This window comes from Duganella sp. GW821-FHT07G03 (genome assembly GCF_059418605.1).
This window is the reverse complement of the sequence record NZ_JBWKQE010000005.1, coordinates 123,304-140,274: the sequence shown is the minus strand read 5'-3', so window position 1 is coordinate 140,274 and position 16,971 is coordinate 123,304. Positions and strand designations below refer to the sequence as shown.

Below are 16,971 nucleotides of genomic sequence, written 5' to 3'. Positions count from 1 at the left end.
GGATCGCCAGCCATTGTAACCGCCACCTGCTACCGATGTCCCTGCCTGTCACCAATTTAGCCGAACTTGCCCTCAGCATCAAGCGCTGGGGTGTAGAGCTGGGCTTCGCCGAAATCCGCATCACCGACATCGACCTCAGCCACGCCGAGGCCGGCCTGCAGGCGTGGCTGGACGCCGGCATGCACGGCGAAATGGATTACATGGCCAGCCACGGCATGATGCGCGCCCGTCCGGCAGAGCTGGTGCCGGGCACGGTGCGGGTGATCAGCGCCCGCATGAACTATCTGCCGAGGGACACGGAAACGGGCGGCGACAACGATTGGCGCGCGCGCGAGGAAGCCCGGCTGGCCGATCCCGGCGCGGCCGTGATCTCGGTCTACGCGCGCGGCAGGGATTACCACAAGGTGCTGCGCGCGCGCCTGCAGCAGCTGGCCGACAAGGTCAAGGCGGAGATCGGCGAGTTCGGCTACCGCGTCTTCACCGACTCGGCGCCGGTGATGGAGCTGCCGCTGGCGGAGAAGGCCGGCCTGGGGTGGCGCGGCAAGCACACCTTGCTGCTGTCGCGCAGCGCCGGGTCGATGTTCTTCATGGGCGAGTTCCTGGTCGACCTGCCGCTGCCGGTGGACGAGCCGACCGGCAGCCATTGCGGCCAGTGCTCGGCGTGCATCGACATCTGCCCGACCCAGGCCATCCTCGGGCCGGGCAAGCTCGATGCGCGGCGCTGCGTGTCCTACCTGACGATCGAACTGAAAAGCGCGATCCCGCTGGAGATGCGGCCGTTGATCGGCAACCGCGTCTACGGCTGCGACGACTGCCAGACCGCCTGCCCGTGGAACAAATTCGCGCAGCGCGCGGTGCTGCCCGACTTCGACGAGCGGCACGGCTTGGGCAGCGCCTCGATGGTCGAATTGTTCGCCTGGAGCGAGGAAGAATTCAACCGCAAGATGGAAGGCAGCCCGATACGCCGCATCGGCCACGAACGCTGGCTGCGCAATATCGCGGTCGGCCTGGGCAACGCGGCGGCGGCCGGCGCCAAGGGCGATGCGGCCATCGTGGCGGCGCTGACGGCGCGCCGCGAGCACCCGTCGGAACTGGTGCGCGAGCACGTCGAATGGGCGCTGGCCTGCCACGCTTGAACTGCGCTACACTCGTGCGGTTCTCTTACAAGGCCCACGTCCATGCACACTTCAACCAGATTCATTTCGCTGCTTGCCGGCGCATCCTTCACGCTGGCCGCGCATGGCGCCAGCTTCGACGACTGGGCCGACAAGGTCGCCAACGCCAAGGTGCGCAACGACCCTGAGCAGGCCACGCAGAAGCAGTACTTCGGCGGCAAGGAGCAGGATCGCCTGGACCGCAAGCTGACGCCGAACTCCATCGTCTACCGCGCCGGCGAAGTGGCCGCCGCCAAGACCGCGCTGGCGCAGCTGGCCAAGATCGACCAGCAGACGCTGACGCCGCAGCAGCGCGCCAGTGCCGCCAGCATCGCCTGGAATTTGCGGGGCGCCGTCGATGCCTGGCCTTACGCGGACTACAATTTCGTGTTCAACCAGTTCGGCGGCCTCCATGTGCAGCTGGTGAACTTCCTGACGCAGGCGCACCCGATCCGCAACCAGCGCGACGTGGAAAACTACCTGGTGCGCCTGAAGGCGGTGGCCGGCAAGATGGACACCGGCATCGTGCAGGCGCGCGGCGCGGCCGGCCACGGCATCCTGATGCCGACCTTTTTGACGCAGTCCTCGATCGGGCAGCTGGACCGTTTCCTCGACGGCGCGCCGGAGAACAATGTGTTCGTCGCCACGCTGAAGCAGCGCATGAGTGGCTTGAAGGACGTGTCGCCGGAACAGCAGGCGAAGTTTGCGGCGGCGGCTGAAGCCATCGTCAAGCAATCGATTATTCCGGTGTTCCAACGGGCCCGCGCGATGCTGCAAGACCAGCTGCCGCGCACCACCAACGACGCCGGCCTGTGGCGCCTGCCCAATGGCGACAAGGCCTATGCGTTGCTGCTCAAGCAGATGACCTCCACCGACTACACACCGGAGCAGATCCACAATATCGGCTTGCAGGAAGTGGCGCGCATCGAGAAGGAGATGGACGGCTTGCTGGCGTCGCTGGGTTATACCGACGGCGGCATCAAGGAGCGCATGGCCAAGCTGGAAAAGGACTCGCAGCCGAAGGATGCCGATCCGCGTCCGGCGCTGCTGGCGCGATACGACGGCGTGCTGCGCGACGCCGAGGCGCGTGCGAAGGAGCTGTTCGACGTCACGCCGAAAGCGCCGGTGGTGGTCAAGCGCGAGCCGCCGTTCACCGAGAAGACGGCGGCGGCCCACTACACGGGTCCGGCCAAGGACGGCACGCGGCCAGGCATTTTCTGGGCGCCGATGCCAGGACCTGAGTTCCGCATCGTCGGCATGCGCACGCTGGTGTATCACGAGGGCGTGCCGGGCCACCACTTCCAGGTCGCGCTACAGCAGGAGAACGACAAGCTGCCGCGCTACCGGCGCGATCGCGTGTTCGCGGTCGGCTCGGCGTATGGCGAGGGCTGGGCGTTATATGCGGAGCAGCTGGCGGCGGAAAACAACTGGTACGAGGGCGACGTGGTCGGCCATCTGGGCCAGCTGGACGCGGAACTGTTCCGCGCGCGCCGGCTGGTGGTGGACACCGGCCTGCACGCGATGAAGTGGACGCGCCAGCAGGGCATAGACTACGGCATCCCGGCGGCGGAAGTGGAGCGCTACGTCGCCATGCCGGGCCAGGCCTGCGCCTACAAGATCGGCATGATGCGCATCCTCGACCTGCGCGCCAAGGCGCAGAAGGCGCTGGGCGACAAGTTCTCGATCAAGGCCTTCCACAACGTGGTGCTGGAAACCGGCAACGTGCCCCTGCCGGTGCTGGAGCAGGTGGTGGACGAGTGGATCGCCGCGCAGAAGGGCGAGACGAAATAATTTTCTCCTGGCTTCCAAGGTGCCGTTGGCTGGGGCGCTGAGTGGGCGCGGCTGGAGGCGCTGGGCATCGTCGCCCCGGGCGATTGGCCAGAATTTGAGCGGCGCTTCGTTCAAACCAGGATAGGAAAGGCGTTTCCGCGACCAGGGTTATGTTGCGAGTACGCTTGGCCTCTGGAGACGGCGATTATCCTCGACGATGCCGGGCGATTCGTGCAAACCGTGCGCGACACGGTCACCGCACTATTGGAGCAACTCGGCGAGTCGTACCAGTTGCCTCAGCTTGAGATCTGAGAGGTCGGGGGCAGTTCCGGCTTTTTGACACGTACAGGGCGGCATCGCGCCTGTCTGAAAGCCGGAATTTCAGCAGGCAGCTTAATCGGTGGCCTTCCTGCCCTTTTTCTGGAAGGCATGCTGGCCCGGCAAAATCATTTTTGCTTTTGACCAGTATGCTTCCACTTCAGCCTCGTTATTCGGATCGTATGGGCAGTCGGGGTCGTCGACGTATTCAGGCGCTGCTGCGATGATCGCCTCTATTTCTTCAGGGCTAAAAGGTGGCCCTTTGGGAGTAAATTCGTGTTTCATACCTGCTCGCATTCCGACATGAAATTATTCGGGTTTTATCTCCTTGTTCAATCCATACCATCAGCACCACCCGGTCTCGAAACCAGCATAAGCTCTTCAGACGGTGTTCCGAACTGATATCCGGTTCGGTATCCATGAAATGATCAAAGACACTTTCCAATTCGGCAAAGTCAATTCCGTGGCTTGCCAAGTTTGCTTTGCGTTTATTTTCGTCCCAGGTAAGCATGGGACGATCTTGTCACTTCATGTTAGGCGCTCGCTTGAGGGGAATCAAGCGGGGTGAGGTGGCGTCAATGCGCGGCCGCTGGCGGCAAGCCGGCACGCACATCGCGGGCGGCGCCCTTGGGGAAGGTCAATACAGCGTAGCCTGAGCCGCTGCCGTTGCCGGTTCCAAACACTGCGTGCGTCCAGTAGCCGGCCAGTTGTCCCTTTTCCAGGTCCATCGACTCCACCGCGAAGCTGAACGTGGCCCGCATGTTACCGACCACCATCCAGTTGCAATAGTGCGGCTGCAGTTCGAAGACGATCTTGTTGCTGGAACGAATCGACAGCGTGCCGTCCGCCGTCCCGCACACCAGCGGCGTGCCGATGAAGGTGCGCGCCATTTTTGCTTTCACGCTGATCTGGTCGGCGTCGCTGTCCCGGGTCACTGCGCTCAGGACCAGGTTCTTGGAACAACCGGGGCCGGGGATGACGCCGCCCAGGACGAAATGGCAAATGGCGTCGTTGGTGCAGGCGTGGGTCTTGGGGTCCGCTTCGCAGATCGTCGCCGTTTCGTTCAGGTTCGCTTGCAAGAGTTGTTGGAATTTATCCTTCATCTGGCCGGTCGAATATTTTCGCGCGGCGCTGTCGCATTGCCCATCTCCGCACACTTGTACTTCCTGCACCGCGTGCAGCGTCGGAGTACTGGCGCAACTGCTCACCAGCGCCGCCGGCACTGCGCTCACCAGCAGGGACCAGCATAAGGCCTTCAATAGCTTTTTCATTGGTTGTTCTCGCTCTCACTGATTCGGTAAAATAATATAGTTGACTACAAAATTAAAGTCAACTATATTATTAGCATGATAAATATCGAAGACCAACCACTCCGGCAGCGCAAATACGCGCGCACCAAGCTGGCCCTGCTGGAAGCGTTCACCGCGCGCCTGGGGACGCAAACCTACGAAGCCGTGCGCATCAAGGATTTGTGTGTCGCCGCCGACATTTCCGAGGCGAGCTTTTTCAATTACTTCCAGCGCAAGGAAGACTTGCTCGACTACTTCATCCAGGTCTGGTCGCTCTCGGTGGGCTGGCACGCGCGCAAGGTGCTGGCCGAGCACGGCGCGCTGGCGGCGATCGAAGACGTGTTCGCCCGAACGGCGGCCGATATTTCGCAGCACCCGCGGGTGATGGCGGAAATCGTCGTGTTCCAGGCGCGCAGGGAAACGCCGCATGAGCCGAGCGATTTGACGCTGGCCGAGCGCCTGCTGGCGTATCCCGCGCTGGAAGGGATAGAGTCCGTGCCGGCACGGGGCCTCGATGCGATTTTTCCCGAACTGATAGGCGCGGCGAAAACGCTGGGGCAATTGCCGGCGGATACGGACGGTGACTTCCTGTTTGTGAACCTGGCCAGTATGTTTTTTGGCGCCCCGCTGGTGCTGCGGGCGACGAATCCGGCCGCGGTGGGCGAGCTGTGGCGGGCACAACTCGCGCAACTATTCCGCGCGGTCGGCGCCAAGGCCGCGCCATGATACGGCGCGAACGGCTCGCGGCCGGCATGGACGGCGATTTTGTCGTGTTCCTGATCGGCATGCGCATCAATCAACCATGGAAGCTGCACAAGTGGCTGCCGGTGGCCGCCGCCATGCCGCGCATGATCAAGGAGTTGACCATGCAACCGGAACTGGGATTTCTGCATGCCGAAATGTGGTTTTCCAGGACCATCATCAACGTCCAGTATTGGCGCTCGATGGACCAATTGCTGGCCTACGCGAAGAACCGGGACGCCCAGCACCTGCCGGCGTGGAAGGCATTCAACCAGGCGGTGGGCACCGACGGTTCGGTCGGCATCTGGCATGAAACCTACCAGATCTCCGCCGGCGGCCATGAGAGCATCTATGTCAACATGCCGCCTTTCGGCCTCGCCAAGGCGGGGAGCTTGCGGACATGACCCCGGCTTTACTTTAACAAGCCCGCCAGCTCGACCGCGGTCTTGACCTGCATCTTGTCGAAGATGTGGGCGCGGTGGACTTCGACGGTGCGCATGCTGATGCCCAGCTGGTCGGCCACCACCTTGTTCATCTTCCCCGCCAGGATCAGGTCCAGCACCTCGCGCTCGCGCGCCGACAACGTGGCCAGGCGCGCGTGCACCGCCGCCATCGCGCCGGCCTGGCGCGAGTTGGCCATGGCTTCCTGCACCCGGTCCATCAGCTGGTTGTCGTTGAAGGGTTTCTCGAAAAAGTCGAAGGCGCCGCGCTTGAGCGCATCGACCGCCATCGGCACGTCGCCATGGCCGGTCAGGAAAATCACCGGCATGCGCTGCGTCAGGCCGCGCGCGGACAGCTGGTCGAACGCGGCCACGCCGTTCATGTCCGGCATGCGCACGTCGAGCAGCACGCAGTCGCCGTCGGCGTCGAACTGGCCGGCCTCGGTGTGCGCCAGCAGCTGCGGCGCCGATTCGTACGCGCGCGACGGAATGCCGCGCGAGGTGGCGAGCCAGGTCAGGGAGTCGCGTACGACCGCTTCATCATCGACGATATGCAGCATGCTTCAAGTCTCCTGGTCTGCCGCCGCCAGCACCGCCGGCAGCGTAAAGGTGAATATGGTTCCGCCTTGCGGATTGGCGCTGTGGGTCAGCGCGCCGCCGTGGAATTCGATCGCGGTGCGGCAGATGTTGAGCCCCATGCCCATGCCTTCCGCCTTGGTCGAGAAGAACGGCGAGAACAAGCGCTGCGCCACGTCCTCCGGTATGCCGTGCCCCTGGTCGATCACCGCCACGCTGACCTGCGCGCTGGCCGCATCATACGCCGCCACCACGTTGAGCATGCGCCGCTGCGGCGGAATGTGGGCCATCGCCTCGATGGCGTTGCGGGTCAGGTTGAGCAGCACCTGTTCGATCATCACGCGGTCGGCGCGCACCGGCGGCAGGTCGGCGGGGATGCTGGCGCTGAAGACGACGTAGGCCTGGCGCGCCTGCAGCTCGATCAGCGCGCGGATGCCGTCGAGCAGCGAGGCGATGCCGATCTCCTGCCGCTGCGGCTCGCTCTTCTTGACGAATTCGTGCACGCTGCGGATGATCTGGCCGGCCCGCTGCGCCTGCGCGCTGGCCTGTTCCAGCGCCGGCTTGAGCATGCTGCAATCGACCGCCACGCCGCTGCTGTCGGCGCGCGCCAGCACATTGAGCGCGCCGGTGGTGTAGCTGGAGATGGCGGCCAGCGGCTGGTTCAGTTCATGCGCCAGCATCGAGGAGATCTCGCCCATGGTCGCCAGGCGCGCGCTCGCCTGCAGCTTCTCGTGCTGCTGGCGGTTCAGTTCCTCGATGCGCTTGCGGTCCGAGATGTCGAGGATGGAGCCCATCCACCCGGTCTGCTGGCCGTCCTTGTCGACCAGCGGCGCCTCGAAGATCAGCACCGGCACGCGCTCGCCGTCGGGACGCTGGAAGATGGTCTCGAACTGCGGCGTGACCTTGCCCGCCAGGACCGAGGCGAAGCGGCTCTGGTATTCGGACATGGCTTCGGCGGCCCAGTAGGGCATGGGCGGCAGCATGCCGACCAGTTCCTCGGCCGGATAGCCGACGATCTGGCAGAAGGCCGGGTTGACGTAGGTGATGCGGCCTTCGAGGTCGCGCGCGCGCAGGCCGGTGACCAGCGAATTTTCCATCGCGGTGCGGAACGACATCTGCTGGCGCAGCGCGCCTTCCGCCGCCAGCCGGCGCGAGATGTGGCCCCACAAGGCTAGCAAGCTCCATAACAATCCCAGCGACAGCACGATCACCGAGCCGACCAGCAGGTTGGGCAGCAGCTGCGGCTCGCTCTTGACGCTGTCGGTCACCAGCGTGACCGTGGCGCCTGGCAGGTCCAGCGCGCGTTTGTGGGTGTAGACGCCGTGGCCGGGACCCGCGGCGGCGCGGCGCGCCAACACCTTGTCGTCGCGGTCGATCAGCGAGACCTGGTTGTCCTGCGCGAACCACCACGGCACCATTTCCTCCAGCAGCGCGCTGGCCTGGTAGGTGGCCACCAGGTCGCCGATGTAGTCGTCGCCGAGGAACAGCGGCACGTGATAGTCCATCAGCACCGCGGCGGGGGCGGCCGACAGGTTCGGTGTTTGTGCTTCCGGCTGGGTGTACAGCGCATGGCGGGTCTTGCGGGCCAGCTCCATGGTGGCTTTGGAAGCTTCCGACAATTCCACCGGCGCCGCCTGCGGATCGCTGCTGGCGGCCAGCGTGCCGTCCGGCCGCAGCCAGATCACGCGCAGCAGCTCGTGGCCGTTCTTCAGCAGCCGCGCCAGGCGTTCGTGCGTCTGGCCCGGCGGCAGGCGGCCGGCGCTGATCTCGGCGCCCAGGCCGCGCAGGCTTTCCTCGTCGCGCGCCAGCTGGAAGCGGATGGTTTGCTCGACCCACAGCGTGTCGGCGATCAGCTGTTCCTGGCGCTCGTTGCTCTCCATCTGGCGCGCCTGCCACGGCAGCCAGATCAAGATCGCCAGGAAGAACAGCACCAGCACGATGGGCAGCAGCCAGCGCAGCGAAGAGCTGTAGTGGGCGCGGCGCGGCGGGATGTTGGCTGGTGTGGCGGTCATGGACACTCAGGTTAAAGCCTTGGAGTGGTGGCACCATTGTGGTTTTCCACAGTTGTGCCCCTTGTCACTATTGGTAAGAATCGGTCAAACTAGAACAATACTGCATTTTAAATCCCTTCTGGAGACTCCATGAAATTGAAATCCGTTCTACTGGCCCTGAGCGTCGCTCTGAGCTTCAATGCTTACGCGCAGGCCCCTATCGTCATCAAATTCAGCCACGTGGTCGCCACCGATACGCCGAAAGGCCAGGCCGCCGAGCGTTTCAAGCAGTTGGCCGAGAAGGCCACCAACGGCCGCGTCAAGGTCGAAGTCTACCCAAACAGCCAGCTGTATAAGGACAAGGAAGAACTGGAAGCGCTGCAACTGGGCGCAGTGCAGATGCTGGCGCCGTCGCTGGCCAAATTCGGCCCGCTGGGCGTGAAGGAGTTCGAAGCGTTCGACCTGCCGTATATCTTCCCGTCGAAGACCGCGCTGTACAACGTCACCGAAGGCGAAATCGGCAAGAGCCTGATGAAGAAGCTGGAACCGAAGGGCATCATCGGCCTGGCGTTCTGGGACAATGGCTTCAAGGTCATGTCGGCCAACAAGCCGCTGCATAACGTGGCCGATTTCAAGGGCCTGAAGATGCGTATCCAGTCGTCCAAGGTGCTGGACGCGCAGATGCGCGCGCTGGGCGCCAACCCGCAGGTGCTGGCCTTCTCCGAGGTGTACCAGGCGCTGCAAACGGGCGTGGTCGACGGCACCGAGAACCCGCCATCGAATATGTACACCCAGAAGATGCACGAAGTGCAGAAGTATGTGACGGTGTCCAACCACGGTTACCTGGGCTATGCGGTGATCGTCAACAAGAAGTTCTGGGACGGTCTGCCGGCCGATATCCGCACCGCGCTGGACAAGGCGATGAAGGATGCCACCACGTTTGAAAAAGCCATCGCCCAGCGCGACAACGACCTGGCGCTGGAAGCGATCAAGAAGGCCGGCAAGACCGAGATCTACACGCCTAGCGTGAAAGAGCAGGCAGACTGGCGCAAGGCGCTGCTGCCGGTGCAGAAGGATATGGAAGGCCGGATCGGCAAGGATCTGATTTCGGCGATCAACAAGGAAGCGGCTAAATAATTTAGCTCGTTTCTAAAGAAGAGGGAGGCCCATTTTGCATGGCCTCCCTTTTTTATTACATCAAGCCCATCGCCTTCGGCAGCCACAGAGACAAGCCCGGCCAGTAGGTGACGATCACCAGGAACACCAGCATCGTCAGCAGCCACGGCATCACGGCCACGGTCAGCTCGGAGATGCTCATCTTCGAGATGCCGCTGGCCACGTACAGGTTCAGGCCGACCGGCGGGTGGCACAGGCCCACTTCCATATTCGCGTCGATCATGATGCCGAAGTGGACGGCGTCGATGCCCAGGCGGATCGCGGCAGGGTGCAGGATGGGCGCCATCACCAGGATGATCGACGACGGCTCCATCACGTTACCGGCCAGCAGCAGCAGTATGTTGGTGAAGAACAGGAAGCCGGCCTGGCCCAGGTCCTTGGCCAGTATCCAGTCCGCCATCGCCTGCGGGATGTTCTCGTGCGCCATCAGGAAGGAGAACAGCACGGCGTTGGTGATGATGTACAGCAGCATCGCGCTCAGGCTGGCCGACTTCTTCAGTACTTCCGGCGTCTTCTTCAGCGGCATGTCCTTGTAGACGAACACCGAAATGATGAAGGAGTACACCGCGCTCATCGCGGCCGCCTCGGTCGGCGTGAAGATGCCCTTGGTGATGCCGCCGATGATGATCACCACCAGCATCAGGCCCCACACGCTGTCCTTGAACGCCTTGCCGCGCTCGCCCCAGCTGGCTTTGCGCATGCGCGGATAGCCGTTCTTCTTGGCCAGCACCCAGGTGGTGGTGCACAGCATCACCGTCAGCAGGATGCCGGGGAACAGGCCGGCCAGGAACAGCGCGCCGATCGAGGTGTTGGTGGAAATGGCGTAGATCACTTTCGGGATCGATGGCAGCATCAATATGCCCAGCGAACCGGCGGTGATGATGACGCCGGCGCCGAAGCGCTTCGGATAACCCTGCTTGACCATGGCCGGCAGGATGATCGAGCCGATCGCCACCACCGTCGCCACCGACGAGCCGCACACCAGCGCGAACATGGCGCAGGCGATGATGCCGGCCAGCGCCAGGCCGCCGTGCCAGTGGCCGATCAGGCTGGTGGCGAACTTGATCATGCGCTTGGCCACGCCGCCGTGGGTCAGGAAGTTACCGGCCAGGATGAACAGCGGGATCGCCATGATCTCGAACTTCTCGATGCCGCTGAACAGCTTGAGCGCCACCGCCTCGACCGGCACGTGGGTCAGCAGGTACATGAACATCAGCACCGTCAGGCCGAGCGCGATCGAGACCGGGATGCCGGTCAACATCAGCGCCAGCAGCAGCGCGAACACGATGCCGACCTTGCCACCGATGACGCACACCGACAGCAGGATGGCGGCGATGCCGATCAGCCAGGCCGCCGCGCGCTTCTTGGACATCACATTGACTGAAGTGAGTGCTGCGCCGCTCATTTGGCACCTCCGTGGGCTGGGGTTGGGTGGGCGACGGCGAACATGTCGTCGTCCTCTGCATCGTCCAGGCCGTCGACGTGCGATTCGTCCTGGTGCGGCATCTCGCCGGTGCGCCAGTAGACCAGCGACACCTGGATAAAGCGGAAGCACATCAGGTAGGAGCCCATCGGCACCACCGAATAGATGAACCAGGTCGGCCATTCCAGGTCGGGCGTGGTCGGGCCCTCGGTCAGCGCGCTGATATCCAGGCCCAGCTTGTTGAACAGGGCATAGTGCAGGCCGTTGTCCCACACGAAGGACAGGCCCAGGGTGCCGATGATGCCGGTGAACAGCATGCCGCAGGCCAGCGCGACGTAGGTGGCGCGGCGGCGCCAGGCGTCCGGCAGGCGGCTGACCAGCACGTCGACGCCGACGTGGACGCCCATGCGCACGCCGTAGGCCGCGCCGAACTTGGCCATCCACACGAACATGATAATGGCCAGCTCCTGCGCCCACTCGAAGTGCAGCGACAGCAGGTAATCCTGGACCCCGGGAATGGGCAGGCCGGTGCCATAGCGGTGCACCACGGACAGGAAAATGATCAGGGTGGCGCCTGCCATCAGGAAGGTGATGATCCACTCCTCCAGATGATCCAGTAGTTTTGCGAGCATGATTTGTCTCAAGGTTTTGTTGATGTCGGGAAATCCGCCATTTTCGCCTAAATTATAATTTTGTTGGGAGGAAAGCAATGAGGGGTACTACTAGGTCTTTTTGGCAATTTCAAGCTCAATACCACAACTTTATTGATATGCGTCAGATTTGTTTCATGTTTAAAGCAAGGGTGTGGGCGGGCCGAAAAAAAAGGAGAAAAAGCGAAATAGATACGTTATGATTGCGTCGCTCTCAGGGATAACTGCATATCAATATGCGATCCGGTAGCAAGAGCCCAGAATTGTAGGTGGGGAGTGTGTAGAGAAACGGTACTGAATACCGGCAATAGATCGAGGAGACCACGTTTTACAGAATGTCGTTGTTATAGTCGCTGAAGGCCGCCACAAGCGCGCTACGGTGACAGGCAAACGACCGGGAACGTGAAGCAGGATTTGGAAACGCACCGCAAGGTGCGTTTTTTTTCGCCTGTCGCTTGCCTGTCTCCTCGCGCGCGGATTTACAATGCAACCGTGTGGTTTTTTTAATGTAGTTCGAATGCAACAAAATGGTGCATTTCGACAACATCGGCCGGCTTTTTTGGTGCATGGAGTGTGATGAAAATACAACAGCAGCATGAATTGTTTTCCGCCGTCCTGGATTTGCCGCTTGGAAAACTGGGCGTGCGCACGGCAAGTGGTCTGATAACGGAACTGTGCTACCTGCCGCCCCATTTTGAGGCAAAAGCGCCACAGGACGCGATCGCGGAGCTGGCGGCCGGGCAGTTTGAGCAGTATTGCCGGGACGCCGATTTCAGCTTCGACCTGCCGCTCAAGCGCGCCGGCACCGAGTTCCAGCACAAGGTCTGGGACGCGATCTGCTCGATCCCGCGCGGCAGCGTGCGCACCTATGGCGAACTGGCCCGGCACATCGGCTCGGCGCCGCGCGCGGTGGGCCAGGCTTGCGGCGCCAACTGGTTCCCGGTGGTGATTCCTTGCCACCGCGTCACCTCGGCCAGCGGCCTGGGCGGCTTCGCCAACAGCGACGACCCCAATAGCTACCTGCTGGGCATCAAGCGCTGGCTGCTGGCCCATGAAGGATCGAGCGAATACGCATGGCAACAGACAACACTGCTCTGATCGACGAGTTCTGCGACAGCCTGTGGCTGGAAGACGGCCTGTCGAAGAACACCCTGGAAGCCTACCGGCGCGACATGCGCCTGTTCGCCACCTGGCTGGAGAAGAAGCGGCCGCAGGTGGCGGGGCTGGCGGCGGTGGCCGCGCACGACATCGAAGGCTATATCGCCGCCCGCCACCAGGACAGCGGCAAGGCCACTTCGTCCAACCGTCGGTTGTCGGTGCTGCGGCGTTTTTACCAGATGCTGCTGCGCCAGCGCCGCATCGCCGACGACCCGACCTTGAAACTGGTATCGGCCAAGCAGCCGGCCCGCTTCGTCCACACCTTGAGCGAAATTCAAGTGGAGGCCCTGCTGGCGGCGCCCGACGTCGCTACGCCGCTGGGCCTGCGCGAGCGCACCATGCTCGAGCTGATGTACGCCAGCGGCCTGCGCGTTTCCGAGCTGGTCACGCTCAAGCTGCTGGAGCTGAGCCTGAACGACGGCGTGCTGCGCGTCACCGGCAAGGGCGCCAAGACGCGGCTGGTGCCGTTCGGCCAGCAGGCGCGGGTGTGGATCGAGCGCTACGTCAAGGAAGCGCGCGGCGTCATCCTCAACGGCCAGGTCGACGACGCGCTGTTCGTCACCGCGCGCGGCGGGCCGATGACGCGGCAGATGTTTTGGGTCTTGATTAAAAAACATGCATTAAAGGCCGGCATCACCGCGCCGCTGTCGCCGCACACCCTGCGCCACGCCTTCGCCACCCACCTGCTGAACCACGGCGCCGACCTGCGGGTGGTACAGTTACTGCTGGGCCATTCGGACATTTCGACGACGCAAATCTACACCCACGTCGCGCGCGAACGGCTGAAGCATTTGCATGCGCAACATCATCCTCGCGGCTGAAAAACTTGCGCCGGCCGTAACTGCGTCATAATGTGGGCAGGTAATCGAACCGTATAAAGAAGAGGTGGCAAATGGCAAAGACAAATTTCGCGTATGAAAAGCGCCAGCGTGAGCTGGAAAAGAAGAAAAAAGCGGATGAAAAAGCCCGGCGCAAGGCCGAGCTGAAGCAGAACCCCGGCCTGGCCCAGGAAGGCGAGCTGGAGGAGATGGACGGCGACGACGCCGCCGAAGGCGACGCCGCGGCGGCAGAGTAGGGACGGAAAAAAACCGGGCATGCAGCCCGGTTTTGCGTTGCGCTTGAGCTTGTTGTTTCCGATTAAGCCACTTCGTTGCGGCTGTTGACGTCGTGCAGCGGCTCGATGGCGTCCTGCAGCGCGGCCTCTTCGTCGTGGGCCTTGCCCTTGAAGAAGCGGGCGCAGCGCTTGCCCAGGCTGTCGAGGTAGGTGTAGGCCACCGGCACCACCACCAGGGTCAACAGCGTCGAGGTGATCACGCCGCCGATCACCGCGCGGCCCATCGGCGCCTGCGTTTCGCCGCCGTCGCCCATGCCTATCGCCATCGGCAGCATGCCGAACACCATCGCCAGCGTGGTCATCACGATAGGACGCAGCCGCACCTGGCCGGCCGACATGATCGCTTCGCGCTGGCCCATGCCGCCTTGCTGCGCATGGTTGGTGAAGTCCACCAGCAGGATCGCGTTCTTGGTCACCAGGCCCATCAGCATGATGAAGCCGATCACCGAGAAGATGTTCAGGGTGCTGCCGGTGATGAGCAGCGCCACCAGCACGCCGATCAGCGACAGCGGCAAGGACATCATGATCGCCACCGGCTGCAGGAAGCTGCCGAATTGCGAAGCCAGCACCAGGTAGATGAAGATCACCGCGATGCCCAGCGCGATCATGGCCGACGACATGCTCTCTTCCATGTCCTGCGCGTTGCCGCCGACGTCGAAGCGCACGCCGGCCGGCAAGTCGATTTCCTTCATGGCCTTCTTGACGTCACTGTCGACGTCGCCGCCCGGACGGCCTTCGACACCGGCGTACACCGCCACCCGGCGCTGCAGCGCCTGGCGCTTCAGCACTTGCGGGCTGAACGACGGCACGAAGTCCACCACCTGGCGCAACGGAACCATCAGCGGACGGCCGTCCGGCCCCAGCTTGCTCGAGGCCAGCGACAGGTCGGCCAGGTCGGCCACTTTCTGGCGGCCGGACTTCGGCAGCTGCACGTTGACGTCGTAGTTCTGGCCGTCGTCGGCCAGGAAGTGGCTGGTGGTGTCGCCCGCCACGAACGGCCGCAGCGCGCTGCCGATCTGCTGCACCGACAGGCCCAGGTCGCTGGCCAGCTCGTTGTTGATCTTGACCGTGGTTGACGGGTTGGCGCCTTCCTGGCTGTACTCCAGGTCGGCGATGCCCTTGATCTTGCGCATCTTGTCCATCAGGCGATGGGCCACCGCGTCCAGCTTGCCTTCGTCGGTGCCGAGGATGGCGATGAAGATCGGCTTGAAGCCCACCGACATGGTGATGCCGGCGATCTTGCCCAGGCGCGCGCGCACCACGCCTTCCAGCTCCTTCTGCGAGCGCCGCTTGTAAGTTTTACGGTCCTGCAGCTTCATGTCGATCTGGGCGTTGTTGCGGCCGTCCTGGGTGCCGACCACCGAGATCACGCTGGCGATCTCGGGGAAGGCCTTGAGCGCCTCCTCGACCTGGCGCACCTTGTTGTCGGTGTACTCCAGGCTGGAGCCGACCGGGGTCTTCAGATGCAGGTTGATCCAGCCGTTGTCTTGGTCGGGGAACATCTCGCCGCCTATCATCGGCACCAGCATCAGGCTGGCGACGAACAGGCTGGCGGCGAAGGCCAAGGTCAGCTTGCGCCAGCGCAGCGCCAGGCCCAGCACCTTGCCGTACACCACGTGCAGGCGCTCGATGCCGCCTTCCACCCAGTGCATGAAGCGGCCCAGCCACGGCAGGTATTTGAAGCGGTCCTTGACCGGGTCTGGCCACACCGACGACAGCATCGGATCGAGCGTGAAGCTGACGAACAGCGACACCAGCACGGCCACCGCGACGGTGATGCCGAACTGCAGGAAGAAGCGGCCGATGATGCCCTGCATGAAGGCCACCGGGATGAACACGGCGACGATGGCGAAGGTGGTGGCCATCACGGCCAGGCCGATCTCGTTGGTGCCGTCCTCGGCCGCGCGGCGGTGGTTCTTGCCCATGCCCAGGTGGCGCACGATGTTCTCGCGTACCACGATGGCGTCGTCGATCAGCAGGCCGATGCACAGCGACAGCGCCATCAGGGTCAGGAAGTTCAGCGTGAAGCCGAAGAACTTCATCGCGATGAAGCTGGCCATGACCGAGATCGGCAGGGTCAGGCCGGTGATGATGGTCGAGCGCCACGAGTGCAGGAAGAAGAACACGATGATCATGGTCAGCACCGCGCCTTCGATGATGGTCTCCTTCACGTTGTCGAGCTGGCTTTGCACCTTCAGCGATTCATCGTTCAGCACGGTCAGCGTGATGTCGGCCGGCAGCGTCTTCTGCAAATCGGCGGCGACCTTCTGGATGCGGCGGCCCACTTCGACCACGTTGGCGTCCTGCACCTTGGTGATGTCGATGGTGATGGCGCGCTTGCCGTTCAGGCGCGACACCGACAGCTCTTCCTGCGCGCCGTCGATCACCGTGGCGACCTGCTCCAGGTAGACCGGGCCGTTGGCGCGGCGCGCCACGATGATCTTGTTGAAGTCGCGGGCGTCCTTCATCTTGCCCTCGACCCGCACCAGCTGCTCGTTGCCGGCAAAGCTGATCGAGCCGGCCGGCAGGTTGGTGTTGGTGGCCTGGATGGCGTTGATCACTTCATCGACGCCGATCGCCTGCGCGTTGAGGTCGTTGGGACGCAGGCTGACCAGGATCTGGCGCGAGGCGGTGCCGTTCAGGCGCACCTGGCCGACCCCGGCCACGCCCTGGAAGCGCTTGCCGATCAGCTGGTCGGCCATGGTCGACAGGTCGCGCAGCGAGTGGTCGGTGGCGGTGATGCCGATCTGCGCGATCGGGCGGCTGTTCTCGCCTTCGAAGCGGACGATGAACGGGTCCTTGGCTTCTTTCGGGAAGCGCGGGCGCACCTGGGCGATCTTGTCGCGCAAGTCCTGCATCGCCTTGTCCATATTGGTGTTCAGTTCGAAATCGATGTACAGGCCGGCGCGCCCTTCCCACGAGTTGGCGCGCAGCGTCTTGATGCCGCTGACGGTGTTGACCACGTCCTCCATCGGACGGGTGATGTCGTTCTCCACCGCCTCCGGCGAGGCGCCCGGATACTTGACCTCGATCAGCGCGCCCGGAATGTCGACGTTGGGCATGGCCTCCAGGCCCAGTTCCCGGTAGGAGAACAGGCCCAGCACGACCAGCGCCACCATCACCATGGTGGCGAAGACCGGGTTCTGGATACTGGTTTTAGTGATCCACATG

The 16,971-nt window shown here is 63.2% G+C and carries 16 protein-coding genes; 8 read left to right on the top strand and 8 right to left on the bottom strand.

What is annotated here, in order from left to right; genetic code table 11:
• Nucleotides 1-35 precede the first annotated feature (35 nt).
• Both queG and AC07OK_RS09245 read left to right on the top strand, forming a co-directional pair.
• Entirely contained in the window at nucleotides 36-1,136 is a 1,101-nt protein-coding gene (queG, locus tag AC07OK_RS09250; protein ID WP_494690033.1) for a tRNA epoxyqueuosine(34) reductase QueG, read from the top strand.
• Between the two features lie 42 nt (nucleotides 1,137-1,178).
• The gene (locus AC07OK_RS09245) at nucleotides 1,179-2,945 is read left to right on the top strand and encodes a DUF885 domain-containing protein (RefSeq protein WP_494690032.1); all 1,767 of its coding nucleotides are present in this window, start codon (nucleotides 1,179-1,181) and stop codon (nucleotides 2,943-2,945) included.
• 372 nt (nucleotides 2,946-3,317) lie between these two features.
• On the opposite strand, the gene AC07OK_RS09240 is transcribed toward AC07OK_RS09245, so the two are convergent.
• The 3 genes from AC07OK_RS09240 to AC07OK_RS09230 form a co-directional block, all read right to left on the bottom strand.
• A complete protein-coding gene (locus AC07OK_RS09240; RefSeq protein ID WP_494690031.1) occupies nucleotides 3,318-3,527 on the bottom strand; it encodes a hypothetical protein in 210 nt (69 codons plus the stop codon).
• Nucleotides 3,490-3,753, bottom strand: a complete 264-nt coding sequence (locus tag AC07OK_RS09235) for a BrnT family toxin (RefSeq protein ID WP_494690030.1) — start codon at nucleotides 3,751-3,753, stop codon at nucleotides 3,490-3,492. The genes AC07OK_RS09240 and AC07OK_RS09235 overlap by 38 nt, the downstream gene beginning before the upstream one ends.
• Nucleotides 3,754-3,817: 64 nt before the next feature.
• A complete protein-coding gene (locus tag AC07OK_RS09230) occupies nucleotides 3,818-4,513 on the bottom strand; it encodes a hypothetical protein (protein WP_494690029.1) in 696 nt (231 codons plus the stop codon).
• A 75-nt stretch (nucleotides 4,514-4,588) separates the two neighbouring features.
• On the opposite strand from AC07OK_RS09230, the gene AC07OK_RS09225 reads away from it, so the two are divergent.
• Both AC07OK_RS09225 and AC07OK_RS09220 read left to right on the top strand, forming a co-directional pair.
• A complete protein-coding gene (locus AC07OK_RS09225) occupies nucleotides 4,589-5,257 on the top strand; it encodes a TetR/AcrR family transcriptional regulator (protein WP_494690028.1) in 669 nt (222 codons plus the stop codon).
• Nucleotides 5,254-5,676, top strand: a complete 423-nt coding sequence (locus tag AC07OK_RS09220) for a DUF4188 domain-containing protein (protein ID WP_494690027.1) — start codon at nucleotides 5,254-5,256, stop codon at nucleotides 5,674-5,676. The genes AC07OK_RS09225 and AC07OK_RS09220 overlap by 4 nt, the downstream gene beginning before the upstream one ends.
• 8 nt (nucleotides 5,677-5,684) lie before the next feature.
• On the opposite strand, the gene AC07OK_RS09215 is transcribed toward AC07OK_RS09220, so the two are convergent.
• Together AC07OK_RS09215 and AC07OK_RS09210 are read right to left on the bottom strand one after the other, a co-directional pair.
• Nucleotides 5,685-6,272: a response regulator transcription factor gene (locus AC07OK_RS09215; protein WP_020701253.1), complete on the bottom strand. Its 588-nt coding sequence runs from the start codon at nucleotides 6,270-6,272 to the stop codon at nucleotides 5,685-5,687.
• Nucleotides 6,273-6,275: 3 nt separating this feature from the next.
• On the bottom strand, nucleotides 6,276-8,300 hold the full coding sequence (locus AC07OK_RS09210; protein WP_494690026.1) for a two-component system sensor histidine kinase NtrB: 2,025 nt from the start codon (nucleotides 8,298-8,300) through the stop codon (nucleotides 6,276-6,278).
• 129 nt (nucleotides 8,301-8,429) lie between these two features.
• On the opposite strand from AC07OK_RS09210, the gene AC07OK_RS09205 reads away from it, so the two are divergent.
• Nucleotides 8,430-9,416, top strand: coding sequence for a TRAP transporter substrate-binding protein (locus AC07OK_RS09205; protein ID WP_494690025.1), 987 nt, complete (start codon nucleotides 8,430-8,432; stop codon nucleotides 9,414-9,416).
• Between the two features lie 55 nt (nucleotides 9,417-9,471).
• On the opposite strand, the gene AC07OK_RS09200 is transcribed toward AC07OK_RS09205, so the two are convergent.
• Together AC07OK_RS09200 and AC07OK_RS09195 are read right to left on the bottom strand one after the other, a co-directional pair.
• Nucleotides 9,472-10,860 carry a TRAP transporter large permease gene (locus AC07OK_RS09200; RefSeq protein ID WP_494690024.1) on the bottom strand — a complete coding sequence of 463 codons (1,389 nt, stop codon included), beginning with the start codon at nucleotides 10,858-10,860 and terminating at the stop codon, nucleotides 9,472-9,474.
• A complete protein-coding gene (locus AC07OK_RS09195) occupies nucleotides 10,857-11,510 on the bottom strand; it encodes a TRAP transporter small permease (protein ID WP_494690023.1) in 654 nt (217 codons plus the stop codon). Before AC07OK_RS09195 ends, AC07OK_RS09200 begins: the two co-directional genes overlap by 4 nt.
• Nucleotides 11,511-12,104: 594 nt before the next feature.
• Between AC07OK_RS09195 and AC07OK_RS09190 the strand changes: the two genes are divergently transcribed.
• The 3 genes from AC07OK_RS09190 to AC07OK_RS09180 all read left to right on the top strand — a co-directional run bounded on the left by AC07OK_RS09190 (nucleotide 12,105) and on the right by AC07OK_RS09180 (nucleotide 13,761).
• A complete protein-coding gene (locus tag AC07OK_RS09190; RefSeq protein ID WP_494690022.1) occupies nucleotides 12,105-12,626 on the top strand; it encodes a methylated-DNA--[protein]-cysteine S-methyltransferase in 522 nt (173 codons plus the stop codon).
• Entirely contained in the window at nucleotides 12,602-13,507 is a 906-nt protein-coding gene (gene xerD / locus AC07OK_RS09185) for a site-specific tyrosine recombinase XerD (RefSeq protein WP_494690021.1), read from the top strand. Before AC07OK_RS09190 ends, xerD begins: the two co-directional genes overlap by 25 nt.
• Nucleotides 13,508-13,578: 71 nt before the next feature.
• Complete coding sequence (locus tag AC07OK_RS09180) at nucleotides 13,579-13,761, top strand: hypothetical protein (RefSeq protein ID WP_217941052.1); 183 nt, start codon at nucleotides 13,579-13,581, stop codon at nucleotides 13,759-13,761.
• Nucleotides 13,762-13,823: 62 nt separating this feature from the next.
• Here the strand turns inward: AC07OK_RS09180 and AC07OK_RS09175 are convergent, their stop codons facing one another.
• Nucleotides 13,824-16,970: an efflux RND transporter permease subunit gene (locus AC07OK_RS09175; protein WP_494690020.1), complete on the bottom strand. Its 3,147-nt coding sequence runs from the start codon at nucleotides 16,968-16,970 to the stop codon at nucleotides 13,824-13,826.
• Nucleotide 16,971 lies beyond the last annotated feature (1 nt).

Bases quoted from the DNA above. Each gene is read 5' to 3' on its own strand.
- queG (WP_494690033.1), top strand. From the start codon at position 36: ATGTCCCTGCCTGTCACCAATTTAGCCGAACTTGCCCTCAGCATCAAG.
- AC07OK_RS09245 (WP_494690032.1), top strand. From the start codon at position 1,179: ATGCACACTTCAACCAGATTCATTTCGCTGCTTGCCGGCGCATCCTTC.
- AC07OK_RS09240 (WP_494690031.1), bottom strand. From the start codon at position 3,527: ATGAAACACGAATTTACTCCCAAAGGGCCACCTTTTAGCCCTGAAGAA.
- AC07OK_RS09235 (WP_494690030.1), bottom strand. From the start codon at position 3,753: ATGCTTACCTGGGACGAAAATAAACGCAAAGCAAACTTGGCAAGCCAC.
- AC07OK_RS09230 (WP_494690029.1), bottom strand. From the start codon at position 4,513: ATGAAAAAGCTATTGAAGGCCTTATGCTGGTCCCTGCTGGTGAGCGCA.
- AC07OK_RS09225 (WP_494690028.1), top strand. From the start codon at position 4,589: ATGATAAATATCGAAGACCAACCACTCCGGCAGCGCAAATACGCGCGC.
- AC07OK_RS09220 (WP_494690027.1), top strand. From the start codon at position 5,254: ATGATACGGCGCGAACGGCTCGCGGCCGGCATGGACGGCGATTTTGTC.
- AC07OK_RS09215 (WP_020701253.1), bottom strand. From the start codon at position 6,272: ATGCTGCATATCGTCGATGATGAAGCGGTCGTACGCGACTCCCTGACC.
- AC07OK_RS09210 (WP_494690026.1), bottom strand. From the start codon at position 8,300: ATGACCGCCACACCAGCCAACATCCCGCCGCGCCGCGCCCACTACAGC.
- AC07OK_RS09205 (WP_494690025.1), top strand. From the start codon at position 8,430: ATGAAATTGAAATCCGTTCTACTGGCCCTGAGCGTCGCTCTGAGCTTC.
- AC07OK_RS09200 (WP_494690024.1), bottom strand. From the start codon at position 10,860: ATGAGCGGCGCAGCACTCACTTCAGTCAATGTGATGTCCAAGAAGCGC.
- AC07OK_RS09195 (WP_494690023.1), bottom strand. From the start codon at position 11,510: ATGCTCGCAAAACTACTGGATCATCTGGAGGAGTGGATCATCACCTTC.
- AC07OK_RS09190 (WP_494690022.1), top strand. From the start codon at position 12,105: ATGAAAATACAACAGCAGCATGAATTGTTTTCCGCCGTCCTGGATTTG.
- xerD (WP_494690021.1), top strand. From the start codon at position 12,602: ATGGCAACAGACAACACTGCTCTGATCGACGAGTTCTGCGACAGCCTG.
- AC07OK_RS09180 (WP_217941052.1), top strand. From the start codon at position 13,579: ATGGCAAAGACAAATTTCGCGTATGAAAAGCGCCAGCGTGAGCTGGAA.
- AC07OK_RS09175 (WP_494690020.1), bottom strand. From the start codon at position 16,970: ATGTGGATCACTAAAACCAGTATCCAGAACCCGGTCTTCGCCACCATG.